Source organism: Roseovarius sp. D22-M7, assembly GCF_037083785.1.
Classification (GTDB): domain Bacteria; phylum Pseudomonadota; class Alphaproteobacteria; order Rhodobacterales; family Rhodobacteraceae; genus Roseovarius.
The window spans coordinates 19,284-45,462 of record NZ_JBAPKY010000011.1 but is presented as its reverse complement, the minus strand read 5'-3'; the positions used below and the strand labels follow the sequence as shown (position 1 = coordinate 45,462).

24 protein-coding genes and 1 other RNA gene are annotated in these 26,179 nt (G+C 64.9%); 18 read left to right on the top strand and 7 right to left on the bottom strand.

Translation table 11 applies throughout. The features are described 5' to 3' along the window. The first annotated feature begins 1 nt into the window (after position 1). Together phnL and V8324_RS07165 are read left to right on the top strand one after the other, a co-directional pair. Entirely contained in the window at positions 2-685 is a 684-nt protein-coding gene (gene phnL / locus V8324_RS07170) for a phosphonate C-P lyase system protein PhnL (RefSeq protein ID WP_336419243.1), read from the top strand. A 521-nt stretch (positions 686-1,206) separates the two neighbouring features. Next, positions 1,207-2,385 (top strand): alpha-D-ribose 1-methylphosphonate 5-triphosphate diphosphatase, encoded by a 1,179-nt coding sequence (locus tag V8324_RS07165; RefSeq protein WP_336419301.1) that lies wholly within the window; start codon positions 1,207-1,209, stop codon positions 2,383-2,385. Between the two features lie 21 nt (positions 2,386-2,406). Here the strand turns inward: V8324_RS07165 and V8324_RS07160 are convergent, their stop codons facing one another. The 3 genes from V8324_RS07160 to V8324_RS07150 form a co-directional block, all read right to left on the bottom strand. Then, positions 2,407-3,522 carry a site-specific DNA-methyltransferase gene (locus V8324_RS07160; protein ID WP_336419242.1) on the bottom strand — a complete coding sequence of 372 codons (1,116 nt, stop codon included), beginning with the start codon at positions 3,520-3,522 and terminating at the stop codon, positions 2,407-2,409. A gap of 96 nt (positions 3,523-3,618) precedes the next feature. Beyond that, on the bottom strand, positions 3,619-4,242 hold the full coding sequence (locus V8324_RS07155) for a ribonuclease HII (protein WP_336419241.1): 624 nt from the start codon (positions 4,240-4,242) through the stop codon (positions 3,619-3,621). Positions 4,243-4,319: 77 nt separating this feature from the next. Then, the gene (locus V8324_RS07150) at positions 4,320-4,808 is read right to left on the bottom strand and encodes a hypothetical protein (protein WP_336419240.1); all 489 of its coding nucleotides are present in this window, start codon (positions 4,806-4,808) and stop codon (positions 4,320-4,322) included. Positions 4,809-5,003: 195 nt separating this feature from the next. Here V8324_RS07150 and V8324_RS07145 point away from each other — a divergent pair, with 195 nt between their 5' ends. The 11 genes from V8324_RS07145 (at position 5,004) to V8324_RS07095 (ending at position 15,694) form a co-directional block, all read left to right on the top strand. Next, positions 5,004-5,237, top strand: a complete 234-nt coding sequence (locus V8324_RS07145; protein WP_336419239.1) for a hypothetical protein — start codon at positions 5,004-5,006, stop codon at positions 5,235-5,237. Positions 5,238-5,262: 25 nt separating this feature from the next. Further along, complete coding sequence (locus tag V8324_RS07140) at positions 5,263-5,967, top strand: winged helix-turn-helix domain-containing protein (RefSeq protein ID WP_336419238.1); 705 nt, start codon at positions 5,263-5,265, stop codon at positions 5,965-5,967. 40 nt (positions 5,968-6,007) lie between these two features. Beyond that, positions 6,008-6,360: a transfer-messenger RNA gene (gene ssrA / locus V8324_RS07135) on the top strand. Positions 6,361-6,616: 256 nt separating this feature from the next. Further along, the gene (locus V8324_RS07130; protein WP_336419237.1) at positions 6,617-7,636 is read left to right on the top strand and encodes a C4-dicarboxylate TRAP transporter substrate-binding protein; all 1,020 of its coding nucleotides are present in this window, start codon (positions 6,617-6,619) and stop codon (positions 7,634-7,636) included. Positions 7,637-7,707: 71 nt separating this feature from the next. Next, positions 7,708-8,340, top strand: a complete 633-nt coding sequence (locus V8324_RS07125; RefSeq protein WP_336419236.1) for a TRAP transporter small permease subunit — start codon at positions 7,708-7,710, stop codon at positions 8,338-8,340. Between the two features lie 12 nt (positions 8,341-8,352). Continuing rightward, positions 8,353-9,753: a TRAP transporter large permease gene (locus V8324_RS07120; protein WP_336419235.1), complete on the top strand. Its 1,401-nt coding sequence runs from the start codon at positions 8,353-8,355 to the stop codon at positions 9,751-9,753. A 92-nt stretch (positions 9,754-9,845) separates the two neighbouring features. Further along, positions 9,846-10,700, top strand: a complete 855-nt coding sequence (locus V8324_RS07115) for a flagellar motor protein MotB (RefSeq protein ID WP_336419234.1) — start codon at positions 9,846-9,848, stop codon at positions 10,698-10,700. 92 nt (positions 10,701-10,792) lie between these two features. Then, positions 10,793-12,088 (top strand): flagellar hook protein FlgE, encoded by a 1,296-nt coding sequence (locus V8324_RS07110; protein ID WP_336419233.1) that lies wholly within the window; start codon positions 10,793-10,795, stop codon positions 12,086-12,088. A 38-nt stretch (positions 12,089-12,126) separates the two neighbouring features. Then, on the top strand, positions 12,127-13,563 hold the full coding sequence (gene flgK, locus V8324_RS07105; protein WP_336419232.1) for a flagellar hook-associated protein FlgK: 1,437 nt from the start codon (positions 12,127-12,129) through the stop codon (positions 13,561-13,563). A 2-nt stretch (positions 13,564-13,565) separates the two neighbouring features. Beyond that, positions 13,566-14,576 (top strand): flagellin, encoded by a 1,011-nt coding sequence (locus V8324_RS07100; RefSeq protein ID WP_336419231.1) that lies wholly within the window; start codon positions 13,566-13,568, stop codon positions 14,574-14,576. Between the two features lie 11 nt (positions 14,577-14,587). After that, on the top strand, positions 14,588-15,694 hold the full coding sequence (locus V8324_RS07095) for a flagellar basal body P-ring protein FlgI (protein WP_336419230.1): 1,107 nt from the start codon (positions 14,588-14,590) through the stop codon (positions 15,692-15,694). A 15-nt stretch (positions 15,695-15,709) separates the two neighbouring features. On the opposite strand, the gene pncB is transcribed toward V8324_RS07095, so the two are convergent. After that, on the bottom strand, positions 15,710-17,002 hold the full coding sequence (pncB, locus tag V8324_RS07090) for a nicotinate phosphoribosyltransferase (RefSeq protein WP_336419229.1): 1,293 nt from the start codon (positions 17,000-17,002) through the stop codon (positions 15,710-15,712). 159 nt (positions 17,003-17,161) lie between these two features. Between pncB and V8324_RS07085 the strand changes: the two genes are divergently transcribed. The 3 genes from V8324_RS07085 to V8324_RS07075 all read left to right on the top strand — a co-directional run bounded on the left by V8324_RS07085 (position 17,162) and on the right by V8324_RS07075 (position 21,152). Then, positions 17,162-18,178, top strand: coding sequence for a D-cysteine desulfhydrase (locus V8324_RS07085; RefSeq protein WP_336419228.1), 1,017 nt, complete (start codon positions 17,162-17,164; stop codon positions 18,176-18,178). A 112-nt stretch (positions 18,179-18,290) separates the two neighbouring features. Beyond that, positions 18,291-20,690, top strand: a complete 2,400-nt coding sequence (pheT, locus tag V8324_RS07080) for a phenylalanine--tRNA ligase subunit beta (RefSeq protein ID WP_336419227.1) — start codon at positions 18,291-18,293, stop codon at positions 20,688-20,690. 15 nt (positions 20,691-20,705) lie between these two features. Then, positions 20,706-21,152: a YtoQ family protein gene (locus tag V8324_RS07075; protein ID WP_336419226.1), complete on the top strand. Its 447-nt coding sequence runs from the start codon at positions 20,706-20,708 to the stop codon at positions 21,150-21,152. On the opposite strand, the gene V8324_RS07070 is transcribed toward V8324_RS07075, so the two are convergent. Further along, a complete protein-coding gene (locus V8324_RS07070; RefSeq protein ID WP_336419225.1) occupies positions 21,149-21,562 on the bottom strand; it encodes a universal stress protein in 414 nt (137 codons plus the stop codon). The two genes, V8324_RS07075 and V8324_RS07070, sit on opposite strands and share 4 nt — an antisense overlap. A gap of 237 nt (positions 21,563-21,799) precedes the next feature. On the opposite strand from V8324_RS07070, the gene V8324_RS07065 reads away from it, so the two are divergent. Together V8324_RS07065 and V8324_RS07060 are read left to right on the top strand one after the other, a co-directional pair. Continuing rightward, positions 21,800-22,039, top strand: a complete 240-nt coding sequence (locus tag V8324_RS07065; protein ID WP_336419224.1) for a type II toxin-antitoxin system Phd/YefM family antitoxin — start codon at positions 21,800-21,802, stop codon at positions 22,037-22,039. A 94-nt stretch (positions 22,040-22,133) separates the two neighbouring features. Continuing rightward, complete coding sequence (locus V8324_RS07060) at positions 22,134-22,574, top strand: ion channel (RefSeq protein WP_336419223.1); 441 nt, start codon at positions 22,134-22,136, stop codon at positions 22,572-22,574. Positions 22,575-22,577: 3 nt separating this feature from the next. On the opposite strand, the gene V8324_RS07055 is transcribed toward V8324_RS07060, so the two are convergent. Continuing rightward, complete coding sequence (locus V8324_RS07055; RefSeq protein WP_336419222.1) at positions 22,578-22,976, bottom strand: hypothetical protein; 399 nt, start codon at positions 22,974-22,976, stop codon at positions 22,578-22,580. A 58-nt stretch (positions 22,977-23,034) separates the two neighbouring features. Further along, positions 23,035-25,836, bottom strand: a complete 2,802-nt coding sequence (polA, locus tag V8324_RS07050; RefSeq protein ID WP_336419221.1) for a DNA polymerase I — start codon at positions 25,834-25,836, stop codon at positions 23,035-23,037. Positions 25,837-26,179: the final 343 nt, after the last annotated feature.

The following is a 26,179-nucleotide window of genomic DNA, read 5'->3' as shown; positions in this document are numbered from 1 at the left end:
CATGATCGAGATCGAGAACCTGTCGAAGACCTTCACCCTGCACAACCAGGGCGGCGCGGTGATCCGCGTGATGGAGGGCGCCAACCTGACTGTCCGGCGCGGCGAATGCGTGGCGCTGACAGGCGCGTCGGGCTCGGGCAAATCCACGCTGATGCGGATGATCTACGGCAATTACATGGCAGCAGACGGCGCGATCAGGGTGAGCGGCGTGGACGTGGCGCGCGCCAGCCCGCGCGAGATCCTCGCGCTGCGCCGCGACACGCTTGGCTATGTCAGCCAGTTCCTGCGCGTCGTGCCGCGGGTGCCCACGCGCGGCGTGGTAGCCGAACCGCTGCGCCGCCTCGGGATCAGCGAGGGCGACGCCCGCGCCCGCGCGGAGCGGCTTCTGACCCTGCTCAACATCCCCGAGGCGCTTTGGGCGCTGTCGCCGACCACATTCTCGGGCGGCGAGCAGCAGCGCGTGAACATCGCGCGCGGCTTCGCGCATTCCTACCCCGCGCTGTTGCTGGACGAACCCACCGCCGCGCTCGATGCCGACAACCGCGCTGTCGTGCTGGACCTGATCCTGTCGGCCAAGGCGCGCGGGGCGGCAATGATCGGGATTTTCCACGACGCCGAGGCGCGCGACCGGGTCTGCGACCGCACGGTCGATGTCACCGCCTTCTCTACGGGCCGTGCGGCATGAGCGGGGGGAGACTGATCGCGGTGGTGGGGCCGTCGGGGGCCGGCAAGGATCGCGTGATCGCGGGGATCGCGCGCGCCGCGCCGCATGTCGCCCCGGTCGCGCGCGTGATCACCCGCGCGCCGGATCTGCCCGGCGAGCGCAGCGTCGCCGTCAGCCCGCAGGACTTTGCCGGGATGCGCGCCGCCGGTGCGTTTTGCCTGCACTGGCAGGCGCACGGGCTGAGCTATGGCATCCCGGCACAGGTGGTCGCGGACGTGCGCGGCGGCGCGCAGCGGATCGTCAACCTGTCGCGCGGCGTGCTTCACGAGGCGCAGGCGCTGTTTCCCGACCTTCTGGTGCTGCATGTCACGGCCCGCCAAGAAACGCTTGCGCGCCGGCTGATCGGGCGCGAGCGGGAAACCGCGTCCGAGATCGACGGCCGCATGACGCGCGCCACGCCCGTGTTGCCAAGGGATATCCCGACCGTCGATCTGCCGAACGACGGCGCCATCGAGGAGACCGTCGCGCGGGCCTTGCAAAGCCTGAAGCAAAGCCATGCGGGAAGGCCGGCGGCCAGCGACGACAACCCCCTGCGCCTTGCCAATGCGCAACTGGTACTGGCGGATCGCGTCGTGACCGGCGAGATCGTCTTCGACGGCGGCCGGATCACCGGGATCACCGAGCGCGCCGACGTGCCCGCCGGGGCCATCGATTGCGGCGGCGATATGGTGCTGCCCGGGCTGGTGGAATTGCATACCGACAACCTCGAACGCCATATCGAGCCGCGCCCCGGCGTAACGCTCCCGCATGTTTCCGCGCTTCTGGCACATGATGCCGAGCTCGCCTCGACCGGAATCACGACGGTGTTCGACGCGATGCGGGTAGGCTCGATCCGGTCGGGAACGGTGCGTGACGGCCGATATGCCCGCGAGCTGGCGACCGAGCTGGCGCACCTGCGCGCGAAGGACGTGCTGAAGATCAGCCATTTCCTGCATCTGCGCGCCGAGATCTGTTCCGAGACACTGCTGGAGGAGCTGGCCGAGTTCACGCCCGAGGACCGGGTCGGCATCCTCAGCCTGATGGATCACACGCCCGGTCAGCGGCAATTCCGGGATCTGGAGAAGTTGCGCACCTACCTGTCAGGCAAGCGCGGCATGACCGAGGCCGAATTCGAGGCGCATGTCGAATATCTGAGCGGGCTTCAGGCGCGGTACGGGGCCGCGCATGCCGCCGCCGCGGTGACCGAGGCGCGCCGCCTGGGCGCGGTGATGGCCAGCCACGACGACACCACGCCGCAGCATGTGCATGTCTCGCACGAAAGCGGCGCGGGATTCGCGGAATTCCCGACGACGCTGGAAGCGGCCGAGGCCTGCCGCACGCGCGCGCTCGCCATCCTGATGGGGGCGCCGAACATTATCCGCGGCGCGTCGCATTCTGGCAACGTATCGGCGCTGGATCTTGCGCGGCACGGCCTTCTGGACATGGTGTCGTCGGATTACGTGCCGTCGGCGCTGCTGTTGTCGGCGTTCCGCCTTGCTGACCTATGGTCCGATCTGCCGCGCGCGATCCGCACCGTCACGGACACCCCGGCGCGTGTAGCGGGTCTGAGCGATCGCGGGCGGCTCGAGGTCGGGCTGCGGGCCGATCTGTTGCGCGTGCGCTGCCTCGATCGCACACCGGTGATCCGCGGCGTCTGGTCCCGGGGACAGCGCGTGGCCTGATGATGGGCGCGGGCCGGAGGTTCAGTTCGGCCGCTCCGCCATCTCGGCGCGGATCTGCTGGCGCAGCACATCGATGGGCACGGTCTTGCCCTCGCGCCTGAAGCACCAGTAGGTCCAGCCGTTGCAAGACGGCGCCCCTTCGAGATGCGCGCCGACCTGATGGATCGACCCCTTGACGTCGCCGCCGATCAGCGTGCCGTCGGCGCGAACCTTGGCCTTGTGGCGCCTGTTCATCGAGTAAAGCTGCTCGCCGGGGCGCAGCATGCCACGCTCGATCAGTTGCCCGAATGGCACGCGCGGCTCGGCACGCTTGGAGGTCGAGACATGCAGCGCCTCTCGGTCGTACCTGCGCACCCCGGCAAGGCGTTTCTCGGCGATCTCGCGGTAAGCTGCCTCGCGCTCGATCCCGATGTAATCGCGGCCCAGCATCTTGGCCACCGCACCGGTCGTGCCGGTGCCGAAGAACGGGTCGAGCACCACGTCGCCTGGATTGGTCGCGCCGACCAGGACGCGGTGCAGCAAGCTTTCGGGCTTCTGCGTGGAATGCGCCTTTTCGCCGGCGTCGTTCTTCAGCCGCTCATGCCCGGTGCAGATCGGCAGCACCCAGTCCGACCGCATCTGTATCCCGTCATTGAGCGATTTCAGCGCCTCGTAATTGAAGGTGTAGCGCGCGCCCTGTTCCTTGCTGGCCCAGATCATCGTCTCATGCGCGTTGGTAAAACGCTTGCCGCGGAAATTCGGCATCGGGTTGGACTTGCGCCACACCACGTCGTTGAGGATCCAGAACCCGGTATCCTGCAATGCAGCGCCCACCCGGAAGATGTTGTGATAGGATCCGATCACCCAGATCGCGCCCGCGGGCTTGAGGATGCGGCGCGCGGCGGCGAGCCAGGCGCGGGTGAACTGGTCATAGGTCTCGAAACTCGCGAAGCGATCCCACGCGTCGTCGACGCCGTCCACCTGGCTGTTGTCGGGGCGATGCAGATCGCCGCGCAGTTGCAGGTTGTAGGGCGGATCGGCGAAGACCAGATCTACGCTGGCCGCGGGCAGCTCGTTCATCGCCTCGATGCAGTCGCCTGCCAGGATCGTGTTGCGCGGAAGTAACGGCGCGGTCTTGGGTCGGGTCATTGTCGTCATCTCTGCCTCTGTTCCGGCGCTCGGGCGCTCTGTTTTTCTAGAACCGAAGATGAGTCAAAGCTGATTCGCCGTCAATTTCTTTTTTGAATCAGTGGGTTAGTAATTCTCTTGATACAATATATTGTGGACCGGCCGGAAGGAACGTCTATGGTGAGGGGTAACGCCGAGATCTAGCAGGGCCGCTTTGTGGTGCTTGGTCGGATAGCCCATGTTGTGCGCCCAGCCATAGCCCGGAAACTGTTGCGCCAAAGCCCCCATCAGCCGGTCCCGGCAGGTTTTCGCAACGATCGAGGCCGCCGCGATGGACAATGACGCCGCATCCCCCCGGACGATCGTGCGCGCCGAAAGGGCGAGGTTGCGCGGCAGCAGGATACCGTCGATCAGGGCCATCTCGGGCGCGGGATCGAGACCCGCAAGCGCGCGTTCCATCGCCAGATGCGCAGCCCGCAGGATGTTGAGGCTGTCGATCTCGGCGACCGTGGCCTGGGCGACCGACACCTGCGCCGAGGCGAGAAGCGCCTCGCACAGCGCCGCGCGCCGTTTCGCGCCCAGCCTTTTTGAATCGTCGAGACCCGGCGGGATGCGCCGCTCGTCGAGGACGACGGCGGCGGCGGTCACCGGACCGGCGATCGGGCCGCGCCCGACCTCGTCCACCCCCGCAACCCGCAGAAAGCCTGCCGCGCGGGCCCGTGCCTCGTGCAGGAGATCGGGTCCTCTCATGGAGCGTTCAGATGGCACGCACACCGGAGAACGCAAAGCGAAAAAACGCACAGGAAAGCGGCGCGGACCCGTCGCGATCAATAAAACCCGTACCCGCTGAGGCACCGGTCGCGGTAGATCATGCGATGCGATCCGCCCACGCGGATGGCACAGGCCGATGGCAAGGCCGCGCGATCGTAGTCGTATCTCTGCAGGCAGCGCCCGGAATAACCGGCGCGCCGATCGTTGCGGACCCTGCAGGCGCCGGGCAGCTTGATGCGAGTGGCGCGCCGATAGCCAGCGTCGTGGCCCCGCCGCGGCGCGCGATAACCTTGATCAAATCGGTGGTCGCGTGTCGGGGCTTGGGCGCGTCTTGCGCGGTGCTCCTTGTCCTCCTGGCGCGCGATCCGGTCGCGGCTGTCCTGCCGCTTCTTCTTGGCGATGGCTGCTGCCAGAAGAACGAGAATCGCGGCGCCCCCAGTGGCGGCGGCAACCTCGCTTCGGTCACCGGCTGCGGCGGGTGCGGCGTCAAGGGTCGTCATGGCCATGGCCGACGCGAGGATGAGCGCGATGACTGAACGATGCATGATCTTTCCTTTCAGGTGTCATGGGTGTCGTCGCCCCTCTCCGGTATGTTCGAGCGTTCCGGGGCCCATTCTGGATGGGCGAGGCACGTGCAGACAGGCAATGACGGTACCATGCTATCCGATAACAGGGCCTTTACGGCCGATTTGCCTATGCAGGTTATTGAACAACCGACGGTATCGGCGCATCGTCGCGGCATGAAACGTACAGCATCCCTCATCGTCGGCACGCTTGGCGCGCTTTTGCTCAGCGGGGCCGCGCAGGCCGCCTGCCAGGTCGAATACAAGGCCAAGCGCGACAGCCCGCTGGAGCTTTATTACGATGTGGCCGTGGTCGATGCCCCCTGTGCCTCGGCCGAGGCCGCGCTGCGTGCGCGATTGGCGGCGCGCGGGCTGACCCTGCTGAAGATCCTGTCGAAGAGGGAAACGTGACACTGCGCCGGGCCGGGGAATCGCGATGCGCGGGATAGCGGCCTCGGCGGCCGATGCGCGCCGCTCGGGCAACCGGGTGGTGGTGGTCGGCGTGATCGCGATCGTCGCGATCCTCGCGGTCGCCGCGGTGTTGCTGTTCCTGAACCTGCCGGACGCCAATGCCTTCAACGAACGGGTCGAGCGGATCTTCGTCGAGAACGACGCGCTGACAGGGCAGCGCGAGATCAAGTTGCTGGAGATCCTCGCATTGTCGGGCACCGCGTTTTCCGAGACGCTGGTCAGCTACAGGATGGTGATCTTCATCCTGCTGGTCTTCGCCACGGCGCTTCTGGTGGCGGCGCTGGTGTTCCTGGTGATGCTCGTCTCGCTCAACCGCCGGATGGCGCAGATCGAACGGGCGGGCATCCAGGTCAGTTCGCTTCTGATCAGCCGCGAGGAACGGACGGTCTATCTCAACAACATGGGGTTCAAGCTGACCGACGCCGCGATGGAAACCCTCAGCGTTCTGGCCGAGGCGCGGCTCGACGACGACGTGCTGACCGGGGCCGAGGTCGAGGCGGTGATTTCCGGGCGGGCGGCCGCCGATTGCGACGAGGCGGCCGGGGCCACGCGGATCAAGCGGCTGCGCGACACGCTCGGCAACCAGTTGGTTAGCGAGCTGCTGGTCAAGAACATCGCGCGGCACGGGTACATGCTGGCGATCGACAAGGACGTGATCCGGATGCTGTGATCCGGCCATGGGCCGCGATCCCGACAGGGCAGACGCGATAACCCTTGATTCCGCGTGAAACTGTCACTAAGTTTCAAATGTCCGAAAGGACTATGGATGTAGACGGGACAGACGCGGCTTCACAGGACCCCGGGGCAGTACCGGGCGGGTCCACCACAAGCGAGATGGAGATCTCGTTTTTGCTGGGCCCGAAATAGGATCGACTGGTAGTCAAATCTGTTCTTGCATCTCGGCTGTCTGCCACCGTTATCGGCGAAAACAGTACAATTGCAAATGACAATCGTGCTCCGGTTGCCGTTGCTGCGTAAGCAGTAACCAGACCGAAACTTAAGCCCTGATCGTTAGCACGGTCAGGCGGGGCCGCAGGGGGCCTGGCAACAGAACCCCTGCACTTCTCCCCCCATTAAAGCGACTTCAACCATCACGTCCGTAACCACGGCCAGCATGTACGTGTATGTTCAGGATACCTGTTCCGGCGTCTTCGGGTCCGCAAGATCGTCGGCAAGGGCTGGACAAGGCGGCACGGATATAGTCAGTTTATGCCAAAGAAACGGATCACCTGCCGACACTTGCGCGGTGTTTTGGCGCCGGATCGACGGGTGGTATCAGGGAAAGATGCGCGTTTCGCATCGAACAGGGAGGAGAAACCATGCACAAATACCTAGGATACACGACCGCCGCCGCGATCAGCCTCGCCTTTGCCGGCGAGGCGATGGCGACCGATTGGAACGTCTCGCTCTGGGGCAAGCGCCGGGCGTTCACCGAGAACACCGAAAAGCTGGCAGAGCTTGTCGCGGAAAAGACCGATGGCGAGTTCACGCTGAACATCAGCTATGGCGGGCTGTCGAACAGCCGCGAGAACCTCGACGGGATTTCCATCGGCGCGTTCGAGATGGCGCAGTTCTGTGCCGGCTATCACCGGGACAAGAACCCCACGATCACCGTGCTGGAACTGCCGTTCCTCGGCGTCGAGACGCTGGAGCAGGAGCGCAATCTGTCGATGGCGCTTTACGATCATCCGGCGGTCAAGAAGGACCTTGCACGCTGGAACGCCACGATGCTGATGCCCTCGCCGATGCCGCAATACAACCTCGTCGGCATGGGTGACGCGCCCCGCAGCCTCGATGATTTCGAGGGGCTGAGCGTGCGCGCCACCGGCGGGATCGGCGAGGCGATGGAAGCCCTCGGCGCGGTGCCCACCTCGATGTCGGCCACGGAAGTGCGGCAGGCGATGGATAGCGGCGTGGTCAAGGCGGTGGCCTTCGCACCGCACGCGCACATGGCCTTCGGCACCATCGAGAACGGCGAGTGGTGGACGGAAAACCTCAACCCCGGCACGGTGAACTGCCCGGTCGTGGCCAATACCGACGCGCTGAATTCGCTGCCGGACGACCACCGCGAGGCGCTTATGGACTCGATCGACGAGGCGCTCGACCATTACGTCGACAACTACCAGAACAACACGCTGGAAGCATGGGGCCCCGCCCTCGAGGAGCGCGGGATCGAGACCATCAGCTACGACGAGCAGGCGCTTCAGGAGCTCGAGGAGGCAGTCGCCGGCCCGGCCGCCGAAGCCTGGATCGAGGAGATGAGCAACCGCGGCCTGCCCGCGCAGGACATCTACGAGTTCGCCACAGACAAGCTGGCGGATCTCAAGAGCGGATCCTGAGCCACCCTTGAGACCCGCCGCGCGTGATCGCCGGCGGGTCGCTTCGTTCACACCACCCGCAGGAGACAGCCATGTCCGGGACGACCTCTGTCCTGTCCGATGACAGCGTTCTGAGCAAGCTCGATCGCGGACTCTTCCGGTTCGAGCGGTGGCTCGCGCTGCTGAGCGGTCTGGCGGTCTTTTCGCTGATGTTGCTTGCCGTCGTCTCTGTCGGCGGGCGCAACTTCTTCAGCCAGCCGCTGCCGGGCTATGTCGACTGGATCGAGCAGATCATGCCGCTGATCGCCTTCATGGGCGTGTCCTACACGCAGCGCGTCGGCGGACATATCCGGATGGACATCTTCGTCGGTCTCTTTCGCGGGCGCGCTCTGTGGCTGATCGAGCTGATCACCACGCTGCTGGTGCTGCTGCTGATGCTTCTGCTGGTCTGGGGAAGCTGGGCGCATTTCAACCGCAGTTTCGACTGGAGCGCCCCGATGTGGAGCCGTGACAGCTCAATGGACATCGGCTTGCCGATCTGGCCGGCCAAGCTGCTGGCCCCGGTCGCGTTCGCCGTGCTGTCGCTGCGGCTGGCGCTTCAGGCCTGGGGGTTCGGACGCGCGCTGATCGAGGGCACGGAGCGGCCCGTCGCCGTTCCCCTGATCGAGAATGTCGCGGATCAGGCCGCGCGCGAGGCCGCGCAGCTGGACGGCCATGACATGTAAGAGGATGCCCTGATGGAGCCGATCGATATTGGTCTTGTCGTGACCGGCCTGTTGCTGGTCGTCGTCATCCTGGGCATGCGCGTGGCCTTCGCGGCGGCAACTGCGGGCGTCATCGGCTTGGTCTGGATCTTCTGGTCGAAGAAGGGTTATGCGGGCGACGAGTTTTTCTGGGCGCTGACCGTCGCGGCCAAGACCGCCGGGCAGGTGCCGCATTCCAAGGTCAGTTCGCAGGCGCTCAGCCTGATCCCGACCTTCATCATGATCGGCTATCTCGCCTATTACGCGGGGTTGACCAAGGCCCTCTTCGAGGCTGCGAAACGCTGGATCGCGTGGGTGCCAGGGGGGCTTGCCGTCTCAACCGTGTTCGCCACTGCCGGGTTCGCCGCCGTATCGGGCGCCAGCGTCGCCACCGCCGCCGTCTTCGCGCGGATCGCGATCCCGGAAATGCTCAAGATCGGCTATGACAAGCGCTTTGCGGCGGGCGTGGTCGCGGCGGGCGGCACGCTGGCAAGCCTCATCCCCCCCTCGGCGCTTCTGGTGATCTACGCGATCATCGTCGAGCAGGATGTCGGCAAGCTGCTGTTGGCGGGCTTCGTGCCGGGGGTTTTCTCGGCCTTCGTCTATGCCGCGCTGATCATCGGGCTCGCGCTGACCATCAAGGGCTTCGGCCCGCCGGTCGGCGGGTTCACCTGGCGCGAGCGGTTCGTGTCGCTGCCGCCCGCGCTGCCCATCGTCTTCGTCGTGGTGACGATCATCTTCTTCGTCTACAACCCGTTCGGCGGCGACGCCTGGGGCACCCCGACCGAGGGCGGCGCCATCGGCGCGTTCGTCGTCTTCGTCATTGCCGTCTATCGCGGCATGCGCTGGCAAGAGCTGAAAAGCGCCCTGCTGGAGACGGCCAAACTGTCGGTGATGATCTTCACCATCATCTGGGGGGTGCTGATCTATGTCCGCTTCCTCGGCTTCGCAGACCTGCCAAGCGCCTTCGCCGACTGGATCACCTCGCTGACGGTGTCGCCGATGCTGATCCTGATCTGCATCCTGCTGGCCTACGCAGTGCTCGGCATGTTCATGGACGCGATCGGCATGCTGCTGCTGACCCTGCCGGTGGTCTACCCGGCGGTGATGGCGCTGAATGGCGGGGCGATGGTCAGCGCCGCCGACAGCACCTTCGGCATGTCCGGTCCGATGTGCGCGGTCTGGTTCGGGATCCTCGTGGTGAAAATGGCCGAGTTCTGCCTGATCACCCCGCCGATCGGCCTCAACTGCTTCGTGGTCGCCGGGGTGCGCGACGATCTGAACGTGCAGGACGTGTTCAAAGGCGTCACGCCGTTCTTCATCGCCGACGCGGTCACCATAGGCCTTCTGGTGGCGTTCCCGGCCATCGTGCTGTGGCTTCCGGGGCAGGTGTGACCGGCGGAAGTGCCTAAAAGTCGAAACGTTAACAGAGCGGTAATCGGCCACATGCTACGCCTTGCCTCGGGTGAGACATAGGTGGTGAGAAAATGGACGTGCGCAGCAATGTGCCGCCAGTCATCATCAAACGGAAAAAGATCGTGGCCGGGGGCGGCCACCATGGTGGCGCCTGGAAGGTGGCCTATGCCGATTTCGTGACAGCGATGATGGCGTTTTTCCTTTTGATGTGGCTGCTTGGCGCGACAACCGAACAACAACGCAAGGGCATTGCCGATTATTTCAGCCCGACGCTTCCGCTGACCCGTATCTCGGGCGGTGGCGACGGGGCGTTCGGCGGCGACAGCGTCTTTACCGAGGACACTCTCGCGAAAAATGGCATCGGTGCCTCCGACAAGTATGCGACCGACAGCCGCGAAGCCCGCGGTGCGACGGGCCTCTTGCCAGAGGGCGCCAGCGATCCCGACATCCGGGCCGACGATGCGGACCTCGAGAAGCTCGAGGACATGCTGACCGCACGCAGCGGCGAAAGCTTCGTGTCGGACGAGCTGCGTCAACATATCCTGACGCGGGTGACCGACGAGGGGCTGGTGATCGAACTCTTCGATCTCGAGGGGCGTCCGCTCTTTGTCGAGGCTGACCAGCCGACGCGCCTGCTCGAGGATCTCTCGGCGCTGGTGGCGAGTGTCGCGACGCTTGTCGAGAACGATATCGCGGTCACGGCCCATGCGCGGGCGCGGCCGATCACGCTCGCCAGCAACCCTGTCTGGGACATCACCATCGACCGCTCGAACCAGTTGCGGCGCATGCTGGAGGCTGGCGGCGTTGTCCCCCCGCGCATGAAGCGCACCACCGGTCACGCGGACCGGTCCCCCGCGGTCGCGGATCCGATGGCGGTGCGCAACAACCGGCTGGAAATCATCCTTCTCAGGTCCGATCGCGGGTGAAACCCGAAAGATTTTACGTGTTAGCGGCCTGTTAAATATACGCGCTTATGACTCTGCCTCGAACCCGTTCGATACAGCAGAAAGGCGTGTCCATGACGATCTCCTCCTCCCTCAATGCCGGCGTCGCGGGATTGAACGCGAATGCCTCGCGGCTTGCCACCATTTCCGACAACATCGCGAACTCCTCGACCTTCGGTTATCGAAGGGTCGAATCGAACTTCGAATCGATGGTGTTGTCACAGAATGGCGGCAAATATGCCGCGGGCGGCGTCCGCGCCACGAGCCAGCGTTTGATCGACGAGGGCGGCACGCTCGTCACGACCTCGAACGCCACCGATCTCGCGGTCCGGGGGCGGGGCTTCATCCCGGTTGCCAGCGCCAGCGAGGTCCGGGCTGGCAATGCCAACCCCGAGATGTTGCTGACTTCCACCGGATCCTTTCGGACGGATACGGATGGCCGGCTCGTGACCGAATCCGGGCAGGTCCTACTTGGGTGGCCCGCGAACGCCGATGGCACGATCCCCAACTTCCCGCGCGACACCAGCAACAACCTCGAAGCGGTGCGGATCAACTCCAATCAACTGACCGGTGAACCCACGACTCAAATGACGCTCGGTGTTAATCTTCCTGCAACCGAAACCGGTGCAGGTGCCGCCGGCATCCCGCAGGAGCTCTCGGTGGAGTATTTCGACAATCTCGGCCGGTCCGAGACGGTCGGTGTCACCTTCACACCCGGCAGTTCCAACCAATGGACGATGACGCTCCGCGACTCCGCGCTCGGCAATTCGGTGATCGGTGAATATCAGCTCGAATTCGACGATTCCCGGACGAGCGGCGGTACGCTGACCACCGTCGGCCAGGCGGTTGGCGCCGCGGGTGGGCCTTACGATCCGGCGACCGGGCGGCTGATCGTCAATGTCGATGGCGGGCCGATGGAAATCGATATCGGCCTTCCCGGCGAATCCGACGGGCTGACCCAGCTTTCCGACCGGTTCGCGCCGCTCTCGATCTCCAAGGATGGCACGCCGGTGGGCAGCATGACGTCGGCCGAGGTCGATGAAAACGGCTTCGTGCGGGCGTTCTTCGATAACGGCGCCACAAAGGTCATAGCACAGGTGCCGCTCGTCGATGTGCCGAACCCCAACGGGATGGCATCGCTCGACTCGCAGACATATCGGCCGTCCCTCGATAGCGGCCCCTTCTTTCTGTGGGACGCGGGCGATGGACCTACCGGTGAGATTGCCGGCTTCGCCCGCCAGGAATCCGCCACAGATGTGGCCGGCGAACTGACCAGCATGATCCAGACACAGCGCGCCTATTCCTCCAACGCCAAGGTCATCCAGACCGTCAGCGAGATGTTGCAGGAAACCACCAATATCATCCGCTGAACCGGATGACAGCCCATCCAATGTGAAAGGCACACAGCATGTCGATTTCCGGGGCCCTCTCCAATGCGCTCAGCGGACTGACCGCCAGTTCTCGCATGGCCGATATCGTGTCGGCCAATGTCTCGAACGTTCTGACCGACGGGTACGCCCGGCGCGAGCTCGCGCTGCAATCGCAGCGGGACGGGAACGGCGTGTCGGTCGCCGGGGTCACGCGCCATGTCGATAACGCCCTGCTGGGGGATCTTCGGCTTGCGGACAGCGCGTTTGCCGGATCGGAGACCCGCGCAACCTTCGCCAAAGCTCTGGAACGCGCCATCGGCACACCCGGCGAGCCCGACTCACTTGCCGGCAAGCTGACCGCCCTCGAAAGCAGCCTCGTCGCGGCCGCGGCGCGCCCCGAGGAAACCTCGCGCCTGCAGACCGTCACTCAGGACGCGGATGCGCTCGCCAAATCCCTCAACACCATTTCGAGCCGCATCGAAACACTGCGGAGCGCGGCCGATGCAGATATCGCCCGCACGGTCAAAAGCCTCGATGAAAGCCTGGAGAACGTTGCGACCCTGAATGACCACATCGTGACGGCCAGGGCGAGCGGGCGCAACACGGCCACCCTTGAAGATCAGCGGCAGCGCGTCGTGGACGCGATAGCGGAGATCGTTCCGGTCCGGCAACTGCCCCGGCAAAACGGCAAGATCGCACTTGTCACGACGGGCGGCGCACTGTTGTTCGACGGTCGCGGGGCGACGCTCGAATTTGACGAAAAGCCACTTGTCGCCGCACATATGACCCAGGATAACGGCCTCCTTTCCGGGATCCGGATCAACGGCCAGGCCGTGCGCACGGATGCGAACGGGCCGCTGGCCGGGGGCAAGCTTGGTGCGCTTTTCGACAATCGCGACCGCGCGGGCGTCGAGGCGCAGCGGTCGGTCGACGCGATCGCGCGCGATCTGGTGGAGCGTCTCTCCGATCCCGGTCCGGACTCGACCCTCACAGGTGGCGCCCCCGGTCTCTTCACCGACGCGGGCGATGCGGTCGATCCCGCGACCGAAACCGGCCTCGCGGGCCGGATCCGCTTAAACGATAAGGTCGATCCGAGTGACGCCAGCACAGCGTTTCACATACGCGACGGGCTGGAGGCCCTGACGCCCGGTCCCGCTGGCAGCGCCGACCTGCTTCAGAGACTGAGCGACGCGTTGAGCGCGCCGCGTTCGATCGCAACCGGGCCCGGCACGCGCAGCAGTGCCGGACATGTCGCCGACATGACCGGCCGGATCGCCAATGCACGCCTGTCGGCGGACCAGCAGGTCAGCTTTGCGAACAGCCAGGCCACCGAGCTCCGATCCCTTCAACTCGAAAACGGCGTCGATACCGACGCCGAAATGCAACGGCTTTTACTCGTCGAACAGGCGTTCTCCGCGAATGCGCGGATGATCCAGACGATCGACGAGATGATGCAAACACTGTTGAGGATCTGATCATGCCCCTGCAATCCATTGGCGACATGGCGCAGAGTTTCGCTATGCGCCGGCAAAGCATCGAACTCAACCGTCAAATGGACAGGTTGACACAGGAGCTTTCAAGCGGAAAGGCCTCGGACATCCCGCGCCATCTCGCCGGGCACCTTCTCCAACTCGCCGACGTGGAACGGGATCTGACGGTTCTCGAAGCCCGCAAGGACGTGGCCAGTGTCGCCGCGACCGATGCCGGCGTGATGCAGACGGCGCTTGACCGCATCCAGACCGCGACCGGCGATCTCGCCACGAACGCCCTGACAGCCGGCTTCACGGCCGGCAGCGTCCAGGTCCCAACCGTGGCGAACGAAGCTCGCGCCGCCCTTGAAACGATCATCGGGGCCCTCAACACCGATGTGGCGGGGCGTGCCGTGTTTGCCGGAAACAGGACCGATACCGCGCCTCTGGCAGATGCGGATATCCTTCTGGATGGGTTGAGAGCCGCGCTGGCCGGGGCCTCGGACACCACCGAGATCCGCACAAGGCTCGATACGTTCTTCGATGATCCGGCAGGCGGTTTCGCCACGTCGGTCTACCAGGGCGGCGCCGCCGGCCTGACGCCGCGCGATCTCGGCGCGGGCGAGTCCGTGGCGCTCGATATCCGGGCCGATGATGCGGCTTTGCGCGGCGTGATGAAGCAGACCGCCCTCATCGCCATGCTCGACGATGCGTCGCTCGGCCTCTCGCTGCAGGAGCGCCGCGACCTGGCCGGAACCGCGGGCGAGAGGCTGCTGGAGGGACAGGACAAGCTGACGGGTCTGCGTGCGAATCTCGGCTTCGCGGAGGAACGCATCACGAAGGCCGAAAGCCGCATTTCCGCCGGCCTCGCCAGTCTGACGATCGCCCGGAACGATCTGATCTCGGTGGACACACCCTCGACCGCTGTCGAGCTCGAACAGGTACAGTCGCAACTGGAGATGCTCTATACGCTGACGGCCCGGTCCGCGCGTCTCAGCCTCGTGAATTTCCTGTCATGACGGGACACCTGATGATCCTCCGCTGGCTGGTCGTGCTTTTCGCCGCGTTTTCCGTCGCCTTGCCCGCGGCGGCCAGCCCCGTTCGCCTGAAGGATCTGGTGGAATTCGACGGCGTCCGCGGCAACGATCTGGTCGGGTACGGGCTGGTGGTGGGGTTGAACAGCACTGGTGACGGCCTGCGGAACTCGCCATTCACCGAAGAGATCATGTCCAACATCCTCGAACGTCTCGGCGTCAATATCTCGGGAGAGCAGTTCCGCCCGAAAAACGTCGCCGCCGTGTTCGTCACCGCAGAGCTGCCCGCCTTCGCGCGCGCCGGCGGGCAGATCGACGTCACGGTCTCGGCCGTCGGCGATGCCGAGAGCCTGCTTGGCGGCACGCTTATCATGACACCTCTCAACGCAGCGGACGGGCAGATCTATGCCGTGGCGCAAGGGACGATCATCGCGGGCGGCGTTTCGGCCGAAGGCGAGGCGGGCGGCGTGACCCAAGGCGTTCCGACCTCCGGCACGATCCCGTCCGGGGCCCGCATCGAACGCGAGATCTCGTTCGACTTCACCGATCTCGAGGTCATCCGGCTTGCCTTGCGGGAGCCGGATTTCACCACGGCGTCACGTATCGAGCGCGTGATCAACGGGGCCGTCGGTCGCGGAGTGGCAGCGATGCTCGACTCCGGCACGGTGCGCCTCGATATCGCGGGGATGCGGGCGCCATCACCGGCACATGCGCTGGCCCAGGTCGAAAACCTGCTTGTCGAGCCCGAGCGCAAGGCGCGCGTGGTGGTCGATCAGCGCTCCGGGACGATCGTGATGGGCCAGGACGTCCGCATCTCGCGGGTGGCTGTCTCGCAGGGAAACCTGACGCTGCGCATCCAGGAACGACCGCTGGCCGTCCAGCCCAATCCCTTCGCCCGCGGCCAGACGGTCGTCGTGCCCCGCACCGAAGCCCAGATCGAGGAGGAGCCGGGCATAGGGCTGGCAGAGGTGCCCGAGGGTACGTCGCTTTCGGAAGTGATCGCGGGGCTGAACGCCCTGGGCGTCGCGCCGCGCGACATGATCGACATTCTCAAGAGCATCAAGGCTGCAGGCGCGCTGCACGCCGAATTCGTGGTGCGCTGAGACCTGAACGAAGGGCTATACGATCACGTCCATTTCTTCCTGCTCGCCCACGCCGAAGACCCGGCGATAGCGTTCAATCTCTTCTGGTGGTCCCATGGCCTTGCGCGGATTGTCCGACAGTTTCACCGTGGGATTTCCATTGGCCGCGACCGCCTTGCAGACAAGCGAGAACGGCGCCAAGGCGTCGTTTTCCGTCAGCCCCCGGAAATCGTTGGTCAGCAGCGTGCCCCAGCCGAAGGAGGTACGCACCCGGCCCGAGAACTTAGTGTGCAGATCGATGATCTTGTCGACATCGAGACCGTCGGAAAAAATCAGCATCTTGTCGCGCGGATCCTCGCCGCGCTCTTTCCACCACTGGATCGCCATGTCGGCCGCGGCCTCTGGCGCGCCGGAATCCACCCGCATCCCGGTCCACCTGGCCAGCCAGTCCGGCGCGTTTTCCAGAAAGCTCTTGGTGCCGAACGTGTCCGGAAGGATGATCCGCAGGTTGCCGTCATGCTCTTCGTGCCAGTCCGAAAGCACGTCGTAAGGCGCCCGCGCGAGCGCCGCGTCGTCGGGCGCGAGCGCGGCGTAGACCATCGGCAATTCATGGGCGTTGGTACCGATCGCCTCAAGGTCGCGGTTCTTGGCGATCAGGCAGTTGGAGGTGCCGACAAACCGGTCCCCCAGCCCTTCGCGCATGGCCTGCACGCACCAGTCCTGCCACAGGAAGGAATGGCGGCGCCGGGTGCCGAAATCGGCGATGCGCAGCCCCTCGACGGCGCGCAGGCGTTCGACCTTTTCCCAGAGCTTCGTCATGGCGCGGGCGTAGAGCACCTGAAGCTCGAACTTCTTCATGGTGCTCAACACCGCACGGGCGCGAAGCTCCATCAAGACGGCGAGGGCCGGGATCTCCCACAGCATCACCTCGGGCCATCTGCCCTCGAAGGTCAGCTCGTACTGGCCATCGACGGTTTCGAGATGGTAGGGCGGCAGGCGCAGGTTCTCGAACCACCGCATGAATTCCGGGGTGAACATCTGCCGCTTGCCGTAGAAGGTGTTGCCACGCAACCACGTGCTTTCGCCCCGGGTCAGGGACAGGGTTCGAATGTGGTCGAGCTGTTCGCGCAGCTCGCCCTCGTCGACAAGCTCTGCCAGCCTGATGGACTTGGTCCGATTGATCAGGGAAAACGTCACGGTCGTGTCGGGGAAATTGCGAAACACCGATTGACACATCAGAAGCTTGTAGAAGTCGGTATCGATCAAGGACCTGACGATCGGGTCCAGTTTCCAGCGATGATTGTAGACGCGGGTTGCGATATCGACCATTCTACGGTCTCCAGTTCGGGCATCCCGGGGGTTTAAGCAAACTGGTGTCAGCTGCGCAAGGTGGAAGGCCCCGACGCGCCGGCGGGCCGGCACGTGCAGCTTCGGACCATACCGGCGGGCCGGCCCGGAGTGCAAGCACGTCAGATCAGGGAGACCAAAATGCACCTTTCTCGCTATCCGCGCCACTTTCTGGCACATCTTCCCACTCCGCTGGAGCGGCTCGATCGCCTGAGCCGCGAGCTTGGCGGTCCGGAGATCTGGATCAAGCGGGACGATTGCACCGGGCTGAGCACCGGCGGCAACAAGACGCGCAAGCTGGAATTCCTGATGGCCGAGGCGGACTTGCGGGGGGCCGACCTCGTGATGACCCAGGGCGCCACGCAATCGAACCATGCCCGGCAGACCGCGGCCTTCGCGGCGAAGATGGGCATGGCCTGTCATCTGCTGCTGGAGGACCGGACCAGCTCGAACAACGCGAATTACAATCACAACGGCAACGTGCTGCTGGATCACATGCATGGCGCCACCACCGAGAAACGGCCCGGCGGCACCGACATGCACGCCGAGATGGAGAGCGTCGCCGAGAGGTTCCGCACCGAGGGCCGCAACGTCTACACCATACCCGGGGGCGGATCGAACCCGACCGGCGCGCTTGGCTACGTGAACTGCGCCTTCGAGATGCTGGCGCAGTTCAACGATCGCGCGCTGAAGGTCGACCATATCGTGCACGCCACCGGCAGCGCCGGCACGCAGGCGGGGCTGATCACCGGGCTCAAGGCGATGAACGCGCGGATCCCGCTTCTGGGGATCGGCGTGCGCGCACCGCGGCTCAAGCAGGAGGAGAACGTCTATAACCTTGCCCGTGCGACGGCCGAAAAGCTGGGCTGCCCGGATGTTGTCGCGCGCGAAGACGTGGTCGCCAATACCGATTACGTCGGCGACGGCTACGGCATCCCGACCGAAGGCGGGCTCGAGGCGATAGGCATGTTCGCCGAACTCGAGGCGGTCCTGCTCGATCCGGTCTATTCGGCCAAGGGGGCCGCGGGGCTCATCGACCTTGTCCGCAAGGGGCATTTCAAGAAAGGCGAACGTGTCGTCTTCCTGCATACCGGGGGCGCGGTGGCGCTGTTCGGCTATGACAGCGCGTTCGACTTTGCCGACCGCTGGACGGGCTAGGCCGGGCGCGTCGCGCGACGGAACGGCCCAGGTCCAAAGCGGGGTTTTCCACGGTCATGATATCCTTTAAGGCGTCCCGTAACCTCGGAGATTGACAGGCGGACACGCACGCATGAAGTTCACACTTTCCTGGCTGAAGGATCACCTCGACACCACGGCCACGGTCGATCAAATCGCCGAAACGCTGACCGATCTGGGCCTCGAGGTCGAGGGTATCGACGATCCGTCCGCAAAGCTTGGCGATTTCACCATCGGCCACGTGCTGAGCGCCGAGGCCCATCCGGCTGCCGACCGCCTGCGCGTCTGCCAGGTGGCGACCGCCGACGGCGATACGCAGATCATCTGCGGTGCCCCCAATGCCCGCACCGGGATCACCGTGGTGATCGCGAAACCGGGGGTCTACGTGCCGGGCATCGACACCACCATCGGCGTCGGCAAGATCCGCGGCGTCGAAAGCCATGGCATGATGTGTTCCGAGCGCGAGATGGAGCTTTCGGACGAGCATGAGGGCATCATCGAGTTGCCCTCCGGCGAGGTGGGCGAGCGTTTCGTGGACTGGCTCGCGGCGCATGATCCGGCCCGGATCGATCCGGTGATCGAGATCGCGATCACCCCCAACCGCCCGGATGCCCTGGGAGTGCGGGGCATTGCGCGCGACCTGGCGGCGCGCGGCCTTGGCACGCTGAGATCAGCGCAGTCTGTTGATATCGAAGGGCAATTTCCCTGCCCCGTGCGCATTACCATCGACGAGGACACGCAGACCGGGGGCTGCCACGTATTTGCCGGACGGCTCATTCGCGGGGTGCGCAACGGCGCCTCGCCCCGCTGGCTTCAGGACCGGTTGCGCGCCATCGGGCTGCGGCCGATCTCGGCGCTGGTGGATATCACCAATTTCTTCACCTACGACCGGAACCGGCCGCTGCACGTGTTCGACGCCGACAAGGTGACGGGCGATCTGCGCGTGCATCGCACCACAGGCGGAGAGACCATGACCGGCCTCGACGAGAAGGACTACAGCTTCGGTCCCGGCCAGGTGGTGATTTCCGATGCTGCGGGGATCCAGAGCATCGGCGGCATCATGGGAGGGCTTGCCGCGGGCTGCACCGAGGAAACGGAGAACGTGCTGCTGGAGGCCGCCGTCTGGGACCACATCCAGATCGCCGCGACGGGCCGCGCGCTCAGGATCAACTCGGACGCGCGCTACCGCAACGAGCGCGGGATAGACCCCGAATTCAACATGCCGGCGCTTGATCTCGCGACGCAGATGATCCTCGACCTGTGCGGGGGGACGCCGTCGAACCGCGTGGTTGCCGGCAAGGTGCCCGATGTCGCCCGCTCCTACCGGCTCGACCCTGCGCGGGTGCAGTCGCTTGTCGGCATGGATATTCCGGAAAGCGAGCAACGCCAGACACTTACCGCCCTCGGCTTCAAGCTGGAAGGCAACACAGCGCATGTGCCAAGCTGGCGCCCGGACATTCAGGGCGAGGCCGATCTGGTGGAGGAGGTGGCGCGCATCGCGTCGCTGACCAAGCTAAGGGGGCGGCCCCTTGCCCGCCCCGAGGCGGGGGTGCCCAAGCCGATCCTCAGCGCGATGCAGAAACGCGAGCGGGTTGCGCGGCGGACCGGCGCGGTGCTTGGCTATAACGAATGCGTCACCTACAGCTTCATCGACCGCGCCGCGGCGCAGCTTTTCGGCGGCGGCGAGGACGCGACGATGCTTGCCAATCCGATCAGTTCCGAGATGAGCCACATGCGCCCGGATCTGCTGCCCGGTCTGTTGCAGGCGGCGGCGCGCAACCAGGCGCGCGGGATCATGGACCTCGCGCTGTTCGAGGTGGGCCACGCCTTCCAGGGCGGCGAGCCGGACGAACAACACCTTCAGATCGCTGGACTTCTTGTCGGGCGCACCGGGCCCAAGGACGTCCATGGCAGTGCCCGCGGGATCGACCTTTACGACGCCAAGGCCGATGCCGAGGCGATCCTGAACGCGATCGGGGCGCCGGCGAAGGTACAGATCCTGCGCGACGGGCCGGGTTGGTTCCATCCCGGGCGGCACGGGCGGATCTGCCTCGGTGCGAAGACGACGCTGGGTGTGTTCGGAGAGCTTCACCCCAGGATCCTGCAGGCGCTGGACGTCAAGGGACCGGCGGTCGCCTTCACCGTGTTCCCGGCGAACGTGCCGCTGCCGCGCAAATCCTCGGTGTCGCGCGGGGCGCTCGAAATCAGCGACCTGCAGGCCGTGGAACGGGATTTTGCCTTTGTTATCAACGCGGATGTCGAAGCCGCCACACTGGTCAACGCGGCCCTCGGGGCGGATAAATCGCTGATCACCGATGTGCGGGTGTTCGACGAGTTCAGCGGCGGCAGCTTGGGCGAGGGCAAGAAATCCCTGGCTATCGCGGTGCGGATGCAGCCGCGCGAAAGGACGCTGACCGAGGCCGAGATCGAGGCGATTTCGACCAAGGTCGTCGACAAGGTTCAGAAAGCGACCGGCGGCACGCTGCGCGGCTGAGACAAGGAGGACAGCATGTTGAACATCTATCTGTCGGGCGAGATCCACACCGACTGGCGAGAGCAGATTATCGAGGCATCCCAAGGGCTTGAGGTGTCGTTCAGCGCGCCGGTGACGGATCACGGCGCCAGCGACGATTGCGGTATCGCGATCTTGGGGGAAGAGCCGGACAAGTACTGGCATGACCACAAGGGCGCAATGGTCAACGCGATCCGCACGCGCAAGGGGCTGTCAGAGGCAGATATCGTGGTTGTCCGCTTTGGTGACCGCTACAAGCAGTGGAATGCGGCCTTCGATGCCGGGTATGCATCGGCGCTTGGCAAGTCGCTGATCATCCTGCAACCGCCCGAGCATGACCACGCCCTGAAAGAAGTCGATGCCGCGGCCCTCGCGGTCGCACGAGAGCCGCAGCAAGTGGTTGATATCATTCGATATGTGCTGAAGGGAACGCTGCCCGCCTAGCTGCGGACCACGTAGACTGAACATTCGGCATGGGTGACGACGTGGCTGGCATTGGTGCCCAGCAGGTAGTCCTGCACCTTGGGGTTGGCGGAATCCATCACGATCACGTCGACCTTGCGCTCTTTCGCCAGCTTGACGATCTGGCGATGCACCGCGCCCTTGCGCACGACGGTCTCGTAGTCGACGTCCTTGGGCGGGTGGGCCGCGACGAATTTCTTGAGCTCGTCCCCCCAGTAAGCATCTGAATCGTATATGTTCATGTTGCGCTCGAACTCGGGCGCGACGGTCATGATGATCAGCTTGGCGCCATGCCGGGCGGCCATCTCGGCGGCCTCGGTATAGGCGGTATAGTCCAGTTTGACGTGGCGCAGGTTGATCGGGCAGAGAATGATTTTCGGGTTACGGCACATTGGGGGCTTCCGCTACTGGTGTGAGCGCGTCCTTTAATCCGATTCGCTGCATCGCAGCATGCCGTATGCGACATTTTACAGGCACAGCCGACCTGTACACGCTGTACGTTGTGTACGCGCGCAATGTACGCAAATCGGCGCCGACGCGGGTCCGGGGCGCCCCGACCGGCGCGGCAACGTGGCGTTAACGTCTCGGGCCCAGGCTGACCCGATCCGCAAGATGAAATGAGACCGCCAATGTTCCACAATGTCAACAGCCGAGAACTGCGCAGCCGGTTCCGCGCCTATCTCGACCACGTCATGACGACCGGCGAGCGGGTACTGATCTACCGCCACGGGCGCGAGGTGGCCGCGCTGGTCTGCCGCGAGGATTTCGAGGCCCTCGAGGAGGTCACCAACCGCAACGCCGAGTTGATGGAGCGGCGCCACCGCGACAAGATGGAGCGGCTGGGGATCATGCAGGCGAAGATGCGGTAAGGCCGGGTGCGGCGGGCCGCCGCCGCGCGGCCCTCGACGGGGCGGGCGGTATTGGTCAAGGTGTGACCAGGCAATGCAGGAGGTGTGCACCGCAATGACCACATTGATCATCGTCGCGGTCGCGGTGCTGCTGATCTCGGCCACGGTCCTCATTCACTACGAGGTCCTGCGCAAGACCGGCCACCTTTTGCCGCGGCTTCCGATCCGGCCGCGGCAGCGCGTCCTGGTCGTCATCTCGGCCTGTTTCGGCGCGCATTTCATCGAGATCGCGCTTTATGCCTGCATGTTCGCGGTGCTGCAGGCAAGCGACGGCTTCGGACGGATCGAGGGCGCGTTCTCGGGGAGTGTGCTCGATTTCTTCTACTTCGCGACCACCAGCTACACGACGCTGGGGATCGGGGAAATCTATCCCGCGGGCCCGATACGGATCATCGCCGCCACCGCGTCGTTGAACGGCTTTCTGCTGATCACCTGGTCGGCATCCTTCACCTACCTGATGATGCAGCGCTACTGGCATCCCGAGCTGGACGGGTAGCGGTCACTCGGGAAATTGCGCGTTGCATTGCGCGATGCGCGCAGCGGCCGCCTCGCGCAACCCGGGCAGGATCTCGCGGTATCGTGCGGCCTTCCGGCGCTCTTCCGCGACGTCGATCGCCACCGGAGTGGTTTGCGTGCGGTAATGGGTCGAGGGGCAGGAATAGGGGATCACGGTATTGGTGTGCGGATATTGGCGGTAGCAGGTGTGACTGACGGTGTAAGGCACACTTTGACTATGAAGCGCGTAGCCACGGCTGATATTTCCTTGCGCCGTCGCCAGCGCGTTTTCGGTGCTGCGAAGCTGTTGGGTGGCGTCATTGATGCATTGCTGCTTCGGCGTGGCGCAGGCCGACAGGACGAGCGCCGCGGCGAGGGCAAGGCAGGAGGCGGGAATCTTCATGCGTCGGGTCGCCTGTGATTCTGTGGCACGCAGGCCAGCATAGCACGAATTTCAGCGGTCAATGCGCCTCGGCCCAGTTGGTGCCTTGGCCGGCATCGACCACGAGCGGCACGTCGAGATGCACGGCGGGGTGGGCGGCAGCCTGCATGATCTCGCGGGCGGCCTCAACTACGCGATCGACGGCATCCTCCTCGACCTCGAAGATCAGTTCGTCATGGACCTGCAGCAGCATCTTGCAGGGCAGGGCGTCGATAGCGGCGGGCATGCGGATCATCGCGCGGCGGATGATGTCGGCCGCGGTGCCTTGTATCGGCGCGTTGATCGCCGCACGGCGCGCGAAACCGGCGCGCGGGCCGCGGGCCGAGATTTCCGGCGTGTGGATCTTGCGGCCGAAAAGGGTCTGCACGAAGCCGTTCTCCTTGGCGAAGGACGTGGTGGCGTCCATGTAATCCTTGATGCCGGGGAAGCGTTCGAAATAGCGGTCGATGAAGCCCTGCGCGTCGGAGCGCGGGATTCGCAGGTTGCGCGCGAGGCCGAAGCCCGAGATGCCGTAGATCACCCCGAAATTGATCGCCTTGGCCTGGCGTCGGATTTCCGGCGTCATGTCGTCCATCGCGACGTTGAACATCTCTGACGCGGTCAGCGCGTGGATGTCCTGCCCCTCCTGAAAGGCCTGTTTCAGCGTGTCGATTTGCGCGATATGCGCGAGGATCCGAAGCTCGATCTGGGAATAGTCGAGCGATACGAGGCGGTTGCCCGGCTCGGCCACGAAGGCCTCGCGGATGCGGCGCCCTTCCTCTGTGCGGATGGGGATATTCTGCAGGTTGGGATCGGTCGAGGACAGCCGCCCGGTCGCCGCCCCGGTCTGGACGTAGGAGGTGTGCACGCGGCCGGTGTCGGGGTCGATATGATCCTGCAGCGCGTCGGTGTAGGTCGATTTCAGCTTGGAGAGTTGCCGCCAGTCCAGTACCCGCGCGGGCAGATCGTGGATCGTCGCCAGATTCTCGAGCACGTCGGCGCCGGTGGCGTAGGCGCCGGTCTTGCCCTTCTTGCCGCCCTCGTAGCCCATCTCGTCGAACAGGATCTCGCCGAGTTGCTTGGGCGAGCCGACGTTGAACTTGCGCCCGGCGAGATCGTGGATCTCGGATTCAAGTTCCGCCATCTTCTGCGCGAACTTGCCGGACATGGCCCCCAGCGTGTCACGGTCGACCTTGATGCCGTGACGTTCCATGCGGGCGAGCACCGGCGACAGCGGGCGTTCCAGCGTCTCGTAGACGGTGGTGACGCGGGCGCGGTGCAGTTCCGGCTTGAACACGTGCCACAGGCGCAGGGTGATATCGGCGTCCTCGGCGGCGTAGCGCACCGCCTCGTCGAGGGGGACGCGATCAAAGGTGATGGCCGACTTGCCGCTGCCAAGAAGCGTCTTGATCGGGATCGGCGTGTGCGACAGGTAGCGTTCCGACAGCGTGTCCATGCCGTGGCCGTGCAGCCCGGCATGCATCGCGTAGGACATCAGCATGGTGTCGTCGATGGGGGCGACGGCGATGTCGAGCGCGGCGAGGATCTTGGCGTCGTATTTCATGTTCTGGCCGATCTTCAGGATGCTGTCATCCTCAAGGATCGGCTTGAGTGCCGCGAGCGCCTCGTCGAGCGGCAATTGCCCTTCGACCAGCGCGTCCTCGTCGAAGAGATCGCCCGAATTTCGGCCGCGATGGCGCAACGGGATATAGGCCGCCGTGCCGGGGGTGGTGGCAAGGCAGATGCCCACGAGCGCCGCCTGCATTTCATTCAGCGAGGTGGTTTCGGTATCGACGGCGACGAAGCCCTGCGCGCGGATCATGTCGATCCAGGCCTCGAGGGTTTCCATGTCGGATATGCGGGTGTAGCCGGATGCGTCGATGGCGGGCCAGTCGGGGGTGGTCTCCTGCGTGGCGGGTTGTTCGGGTTCGGGGATCACCGGCGCGTCGGTTCCCAATGCCTCGGCGATGCGTTTCGACAGGGTCCGGAACTCCATATCCGCCAGGAAGCCCAGAAGCGTTTCGGGGTCGGGATCGCGCACCTCGAGATCGTCGAGGGTGAAGTCGAGCGGCGTGGCGCAGTCGAGCTGCACGAGGCGTTTCGACATCTCGATCTGCTCGCGCTTTTCCTCCAGCGTCTGGCGGCGTTTGGGCTGCTTGATCTCGGACGTGCGGTCCAGAAGATCCTCGAGCGTGCCGAACTCGTTGATGAGCAGCGCCGCGGTCTTGAGGCCGATGCCGGGCGCGCCGGGAATGTTGTCGACGCTGTCGCCGGCCAGCGCCTGCACATCGACCACCTGCGCGGGGTTCACGCCGAACTTCTCGCGCACGCCGTCCACGTCTATGCGGCGGTTCTTCATCGCATCGAGCATCTCGACCCCGTCGCCGACAAGCTGCATCAGGTCCTTGTCGGACGAGATGATCGTCACCCGGCCGCCCAGATCGCGCGCCTGGCAGGCGAGGGTCGCAATGATGTCGTCGGCCTCGTACCCCTCGATCTCCTGGCAGGCGATGTTGAAGGCGCGGGTGGCGTCGCGGGTCAGCGGGATCTGCGGGCGCAGGTCCTCTGGCATCTCGTCACGATTGGCCTTGTAATCCTCGTAGAGGTCGTTGCGGAAGGTGTGGCTGCCCTTGTCGAAGATCACCGCCACATGGGTGGGCGCGTCGTTGCCGTTGTTGCCCTCGACATAGCGTTGCAGCATGTTGCAGAAGCCCGCGACCGCGCCGATCGGCAGGCCGTCGGACTTGCGCGTCAGCGGCGGCAGCGCGTGATAGGCCCTGAAGATGAAGGCCGATCCGTCGATCAGATGCAGATGGCAGCCCTTGCCGAATCCGGTGCTCATGTCGTGCCCCCGCGTGCGAACCCGTTTGCGGTTTATTGTCACGAACCGCGGCGGTGTGCCAGCGGGTTTGCGCGGTCGGGAGTGGTGCGGCGCTGCGGGCGTGGGCGGTATGGCGGGCTGTGGATATAATATCACGCAATCAGATGGGATTGTTCGCGCAATTAAGTTTCTTTTAAGGTGGTGTGGACAGAATATTATGAATGTGCCACCGTGATTCCCATGGTGCCAGCCGGGCTCTTTCAGGGATCCCGGACGGTCCGAAGGGACCTTCGAGGCACTGCGTGTAACCTTGTTGCAGCACCGGTCGGCGCGTGTCGGCCCGCCTGCGGAGTAAATGGAGAAA

Excerpts from the sequence above, each read along its gene's own strand:
- phnL (WP_336419243.1), top strand. The coding sequence starts at position 2 with ATGATCGAGATCGAGAACCTGTCGAAGACCTTCACCCTGCACAACCAG.
- V8324_RS07160 (WP_336419242.1), bottom strand. The coding sequence starts at position 3,522 with ATGACGACAATGACCCGACCCAAGACCGCGCCGTTACTTCCGCGCAAC.
- V8324_RS07155 (WP_336419241.1), bottom strand. The coding sequence starts at position 4,242 with ATGAGAGGACCCGATCTCCTGCACGAGGCACGGGCCCGCGCGGCAGGC.
- V8324_RS07150 (WP_336419240.1), bottom strand. The coding sequence starts at position 4,808 with ATGCATCGTTCAGTCATCGCGCTCATCCTCGCGTCGGCCATGGCCATG.
- V8324_RS07145 (WP_336419239.1), top strand. The coding sequence starts at position 5,004 with ATGAAACGTACAGCATCCCTCATCGTCGGCACGCTTGGCGCGCTTTTG.
- V8324_RS07140 (WP_336419238.1), top strand. The coding sequence starts at position 5,263 with ATGCGCGGGATAGCGGCCTCGGCGGCCGATGCGCGCCGCTCGGGCAAC.
- V8324_RS07130 (WP_336419237.1), top strand. The coding sequence starts at position 6,617 with ATGCACAAATACCTAGGATACACGACCGCCGCCGCGATCAGCCTCGCC.
- V8324_RS07125 (WP_336419236.1), top strand. The coding sequence starts at position 7,708 with ATGTCCGGGACGACCTCTGTCCTGTCCGATGACAGCGTTCTGAGCAAG.
- V8324_RS07120 (WP_336419235.1), top strand. The coding sequence starts at position 8,353 with ATGGAGCCGATCGATATTGGTCTTGTCGTGACCGGCCTGTTGCTGGTC.
- V8324_RS07115 (WP_336419234.1), top strand. The coding sequence starts at position 9,846 with ATGGACGTGCGCAGCAATGTGCCGCCAGTCATCATCAAACGGAAAAAG.
- V8324_RS07110 (WP_336419233.1), top strand. The coding sequence starts at position 10,793 with ATGACGATCTCCTCCTCCCTCAATGCCGGCGTCGCGGGATTGAACGCG.
- flgK (WP_336419232.1), top strand. The coding sequence starts at position 12,127 with ATGTCGATTTCCGGGGCCCTCTCCAATGCGCTCAGCGGACTGACCGCC.
- V8324_RS07100 (WP_336419231.1), top strand. The coding sequence starts at position 13,566 with ATGCCCCTGCAATCCATTGGCGACATGGCGCAGAGTTTCGCTATGCGC.
- V8324_RS07095 (WP_336419230.1), top strand. The coding sequence starts at position 14,588 with ATGATCCTCCGCTGGCTGGTCGTGCTTTTCGCCGCGTTTTCCGTCGCC.
- pncB (WP_336419229.1), bottom strand. The coding sequence starts at position 17,002 with ATGGTCGATATCGCAACCCGCGTCTACAATCATCGCTGGAAACTGGAC.
- V8324_RS07085 (WP_336419228.1), top strand. The coding sequence starts at position 17,162 with ATGCACCTTTCTCGCTATCCGCGCCACTTTCTGGCACATCTTCCCACT.
- pheT (WP_336419227.1), top strand. The coding sequence starts at position 18,291 with ATGAAGTTCACACTTTCCTGGCTGAAGGATCACCTCGACACCACGGCC.
- V8324_RS07075 (WP_336419226.1), top strand. The coding sequence starts at position 20,706 with ATGTTGAACATCTATCTGTCGGGCGAGATCCACACCGACTGGCGAGAG.
- V8324_RS07070 (WP_336419225.1), bottom strand. The coding sequence starts at position 21,562 with ATGTGCCGTAACCCGAAAATCATTCTCTGCCCGATCAACCTGCGCCAC.
- V8324_RS07065 (WP_336419224.1), top strand. The coding sequence starts at position 21,800 with ATGTTCCACAATGTCAACAGCCGAGAACTGCGCAGCCGGTTCCGCGCC.
- V8324_RS07060 (WP_336419223.1), top strand. The coding sequence starts at position 22,134 with ATGACCACATTGATCATCGTCGCGGTCGCGGTGCTGCTGATCTCGGCC.
- V8324_RS07055 (WP_336419222.1), bottom strand. The coding sequence starts at position 22,976 with ATGAAGATTCCCGCCTCCTGCCTTGCCCTCGCCGCGGCGCTCGTCCTG.
- polA (WP_336419221.1), bottom strand. The coding sequence starts at position 25,836 with ATGAGCACCGGATTCGGCAAGGGCTGCCATCTGCATCTGATCGACGGA.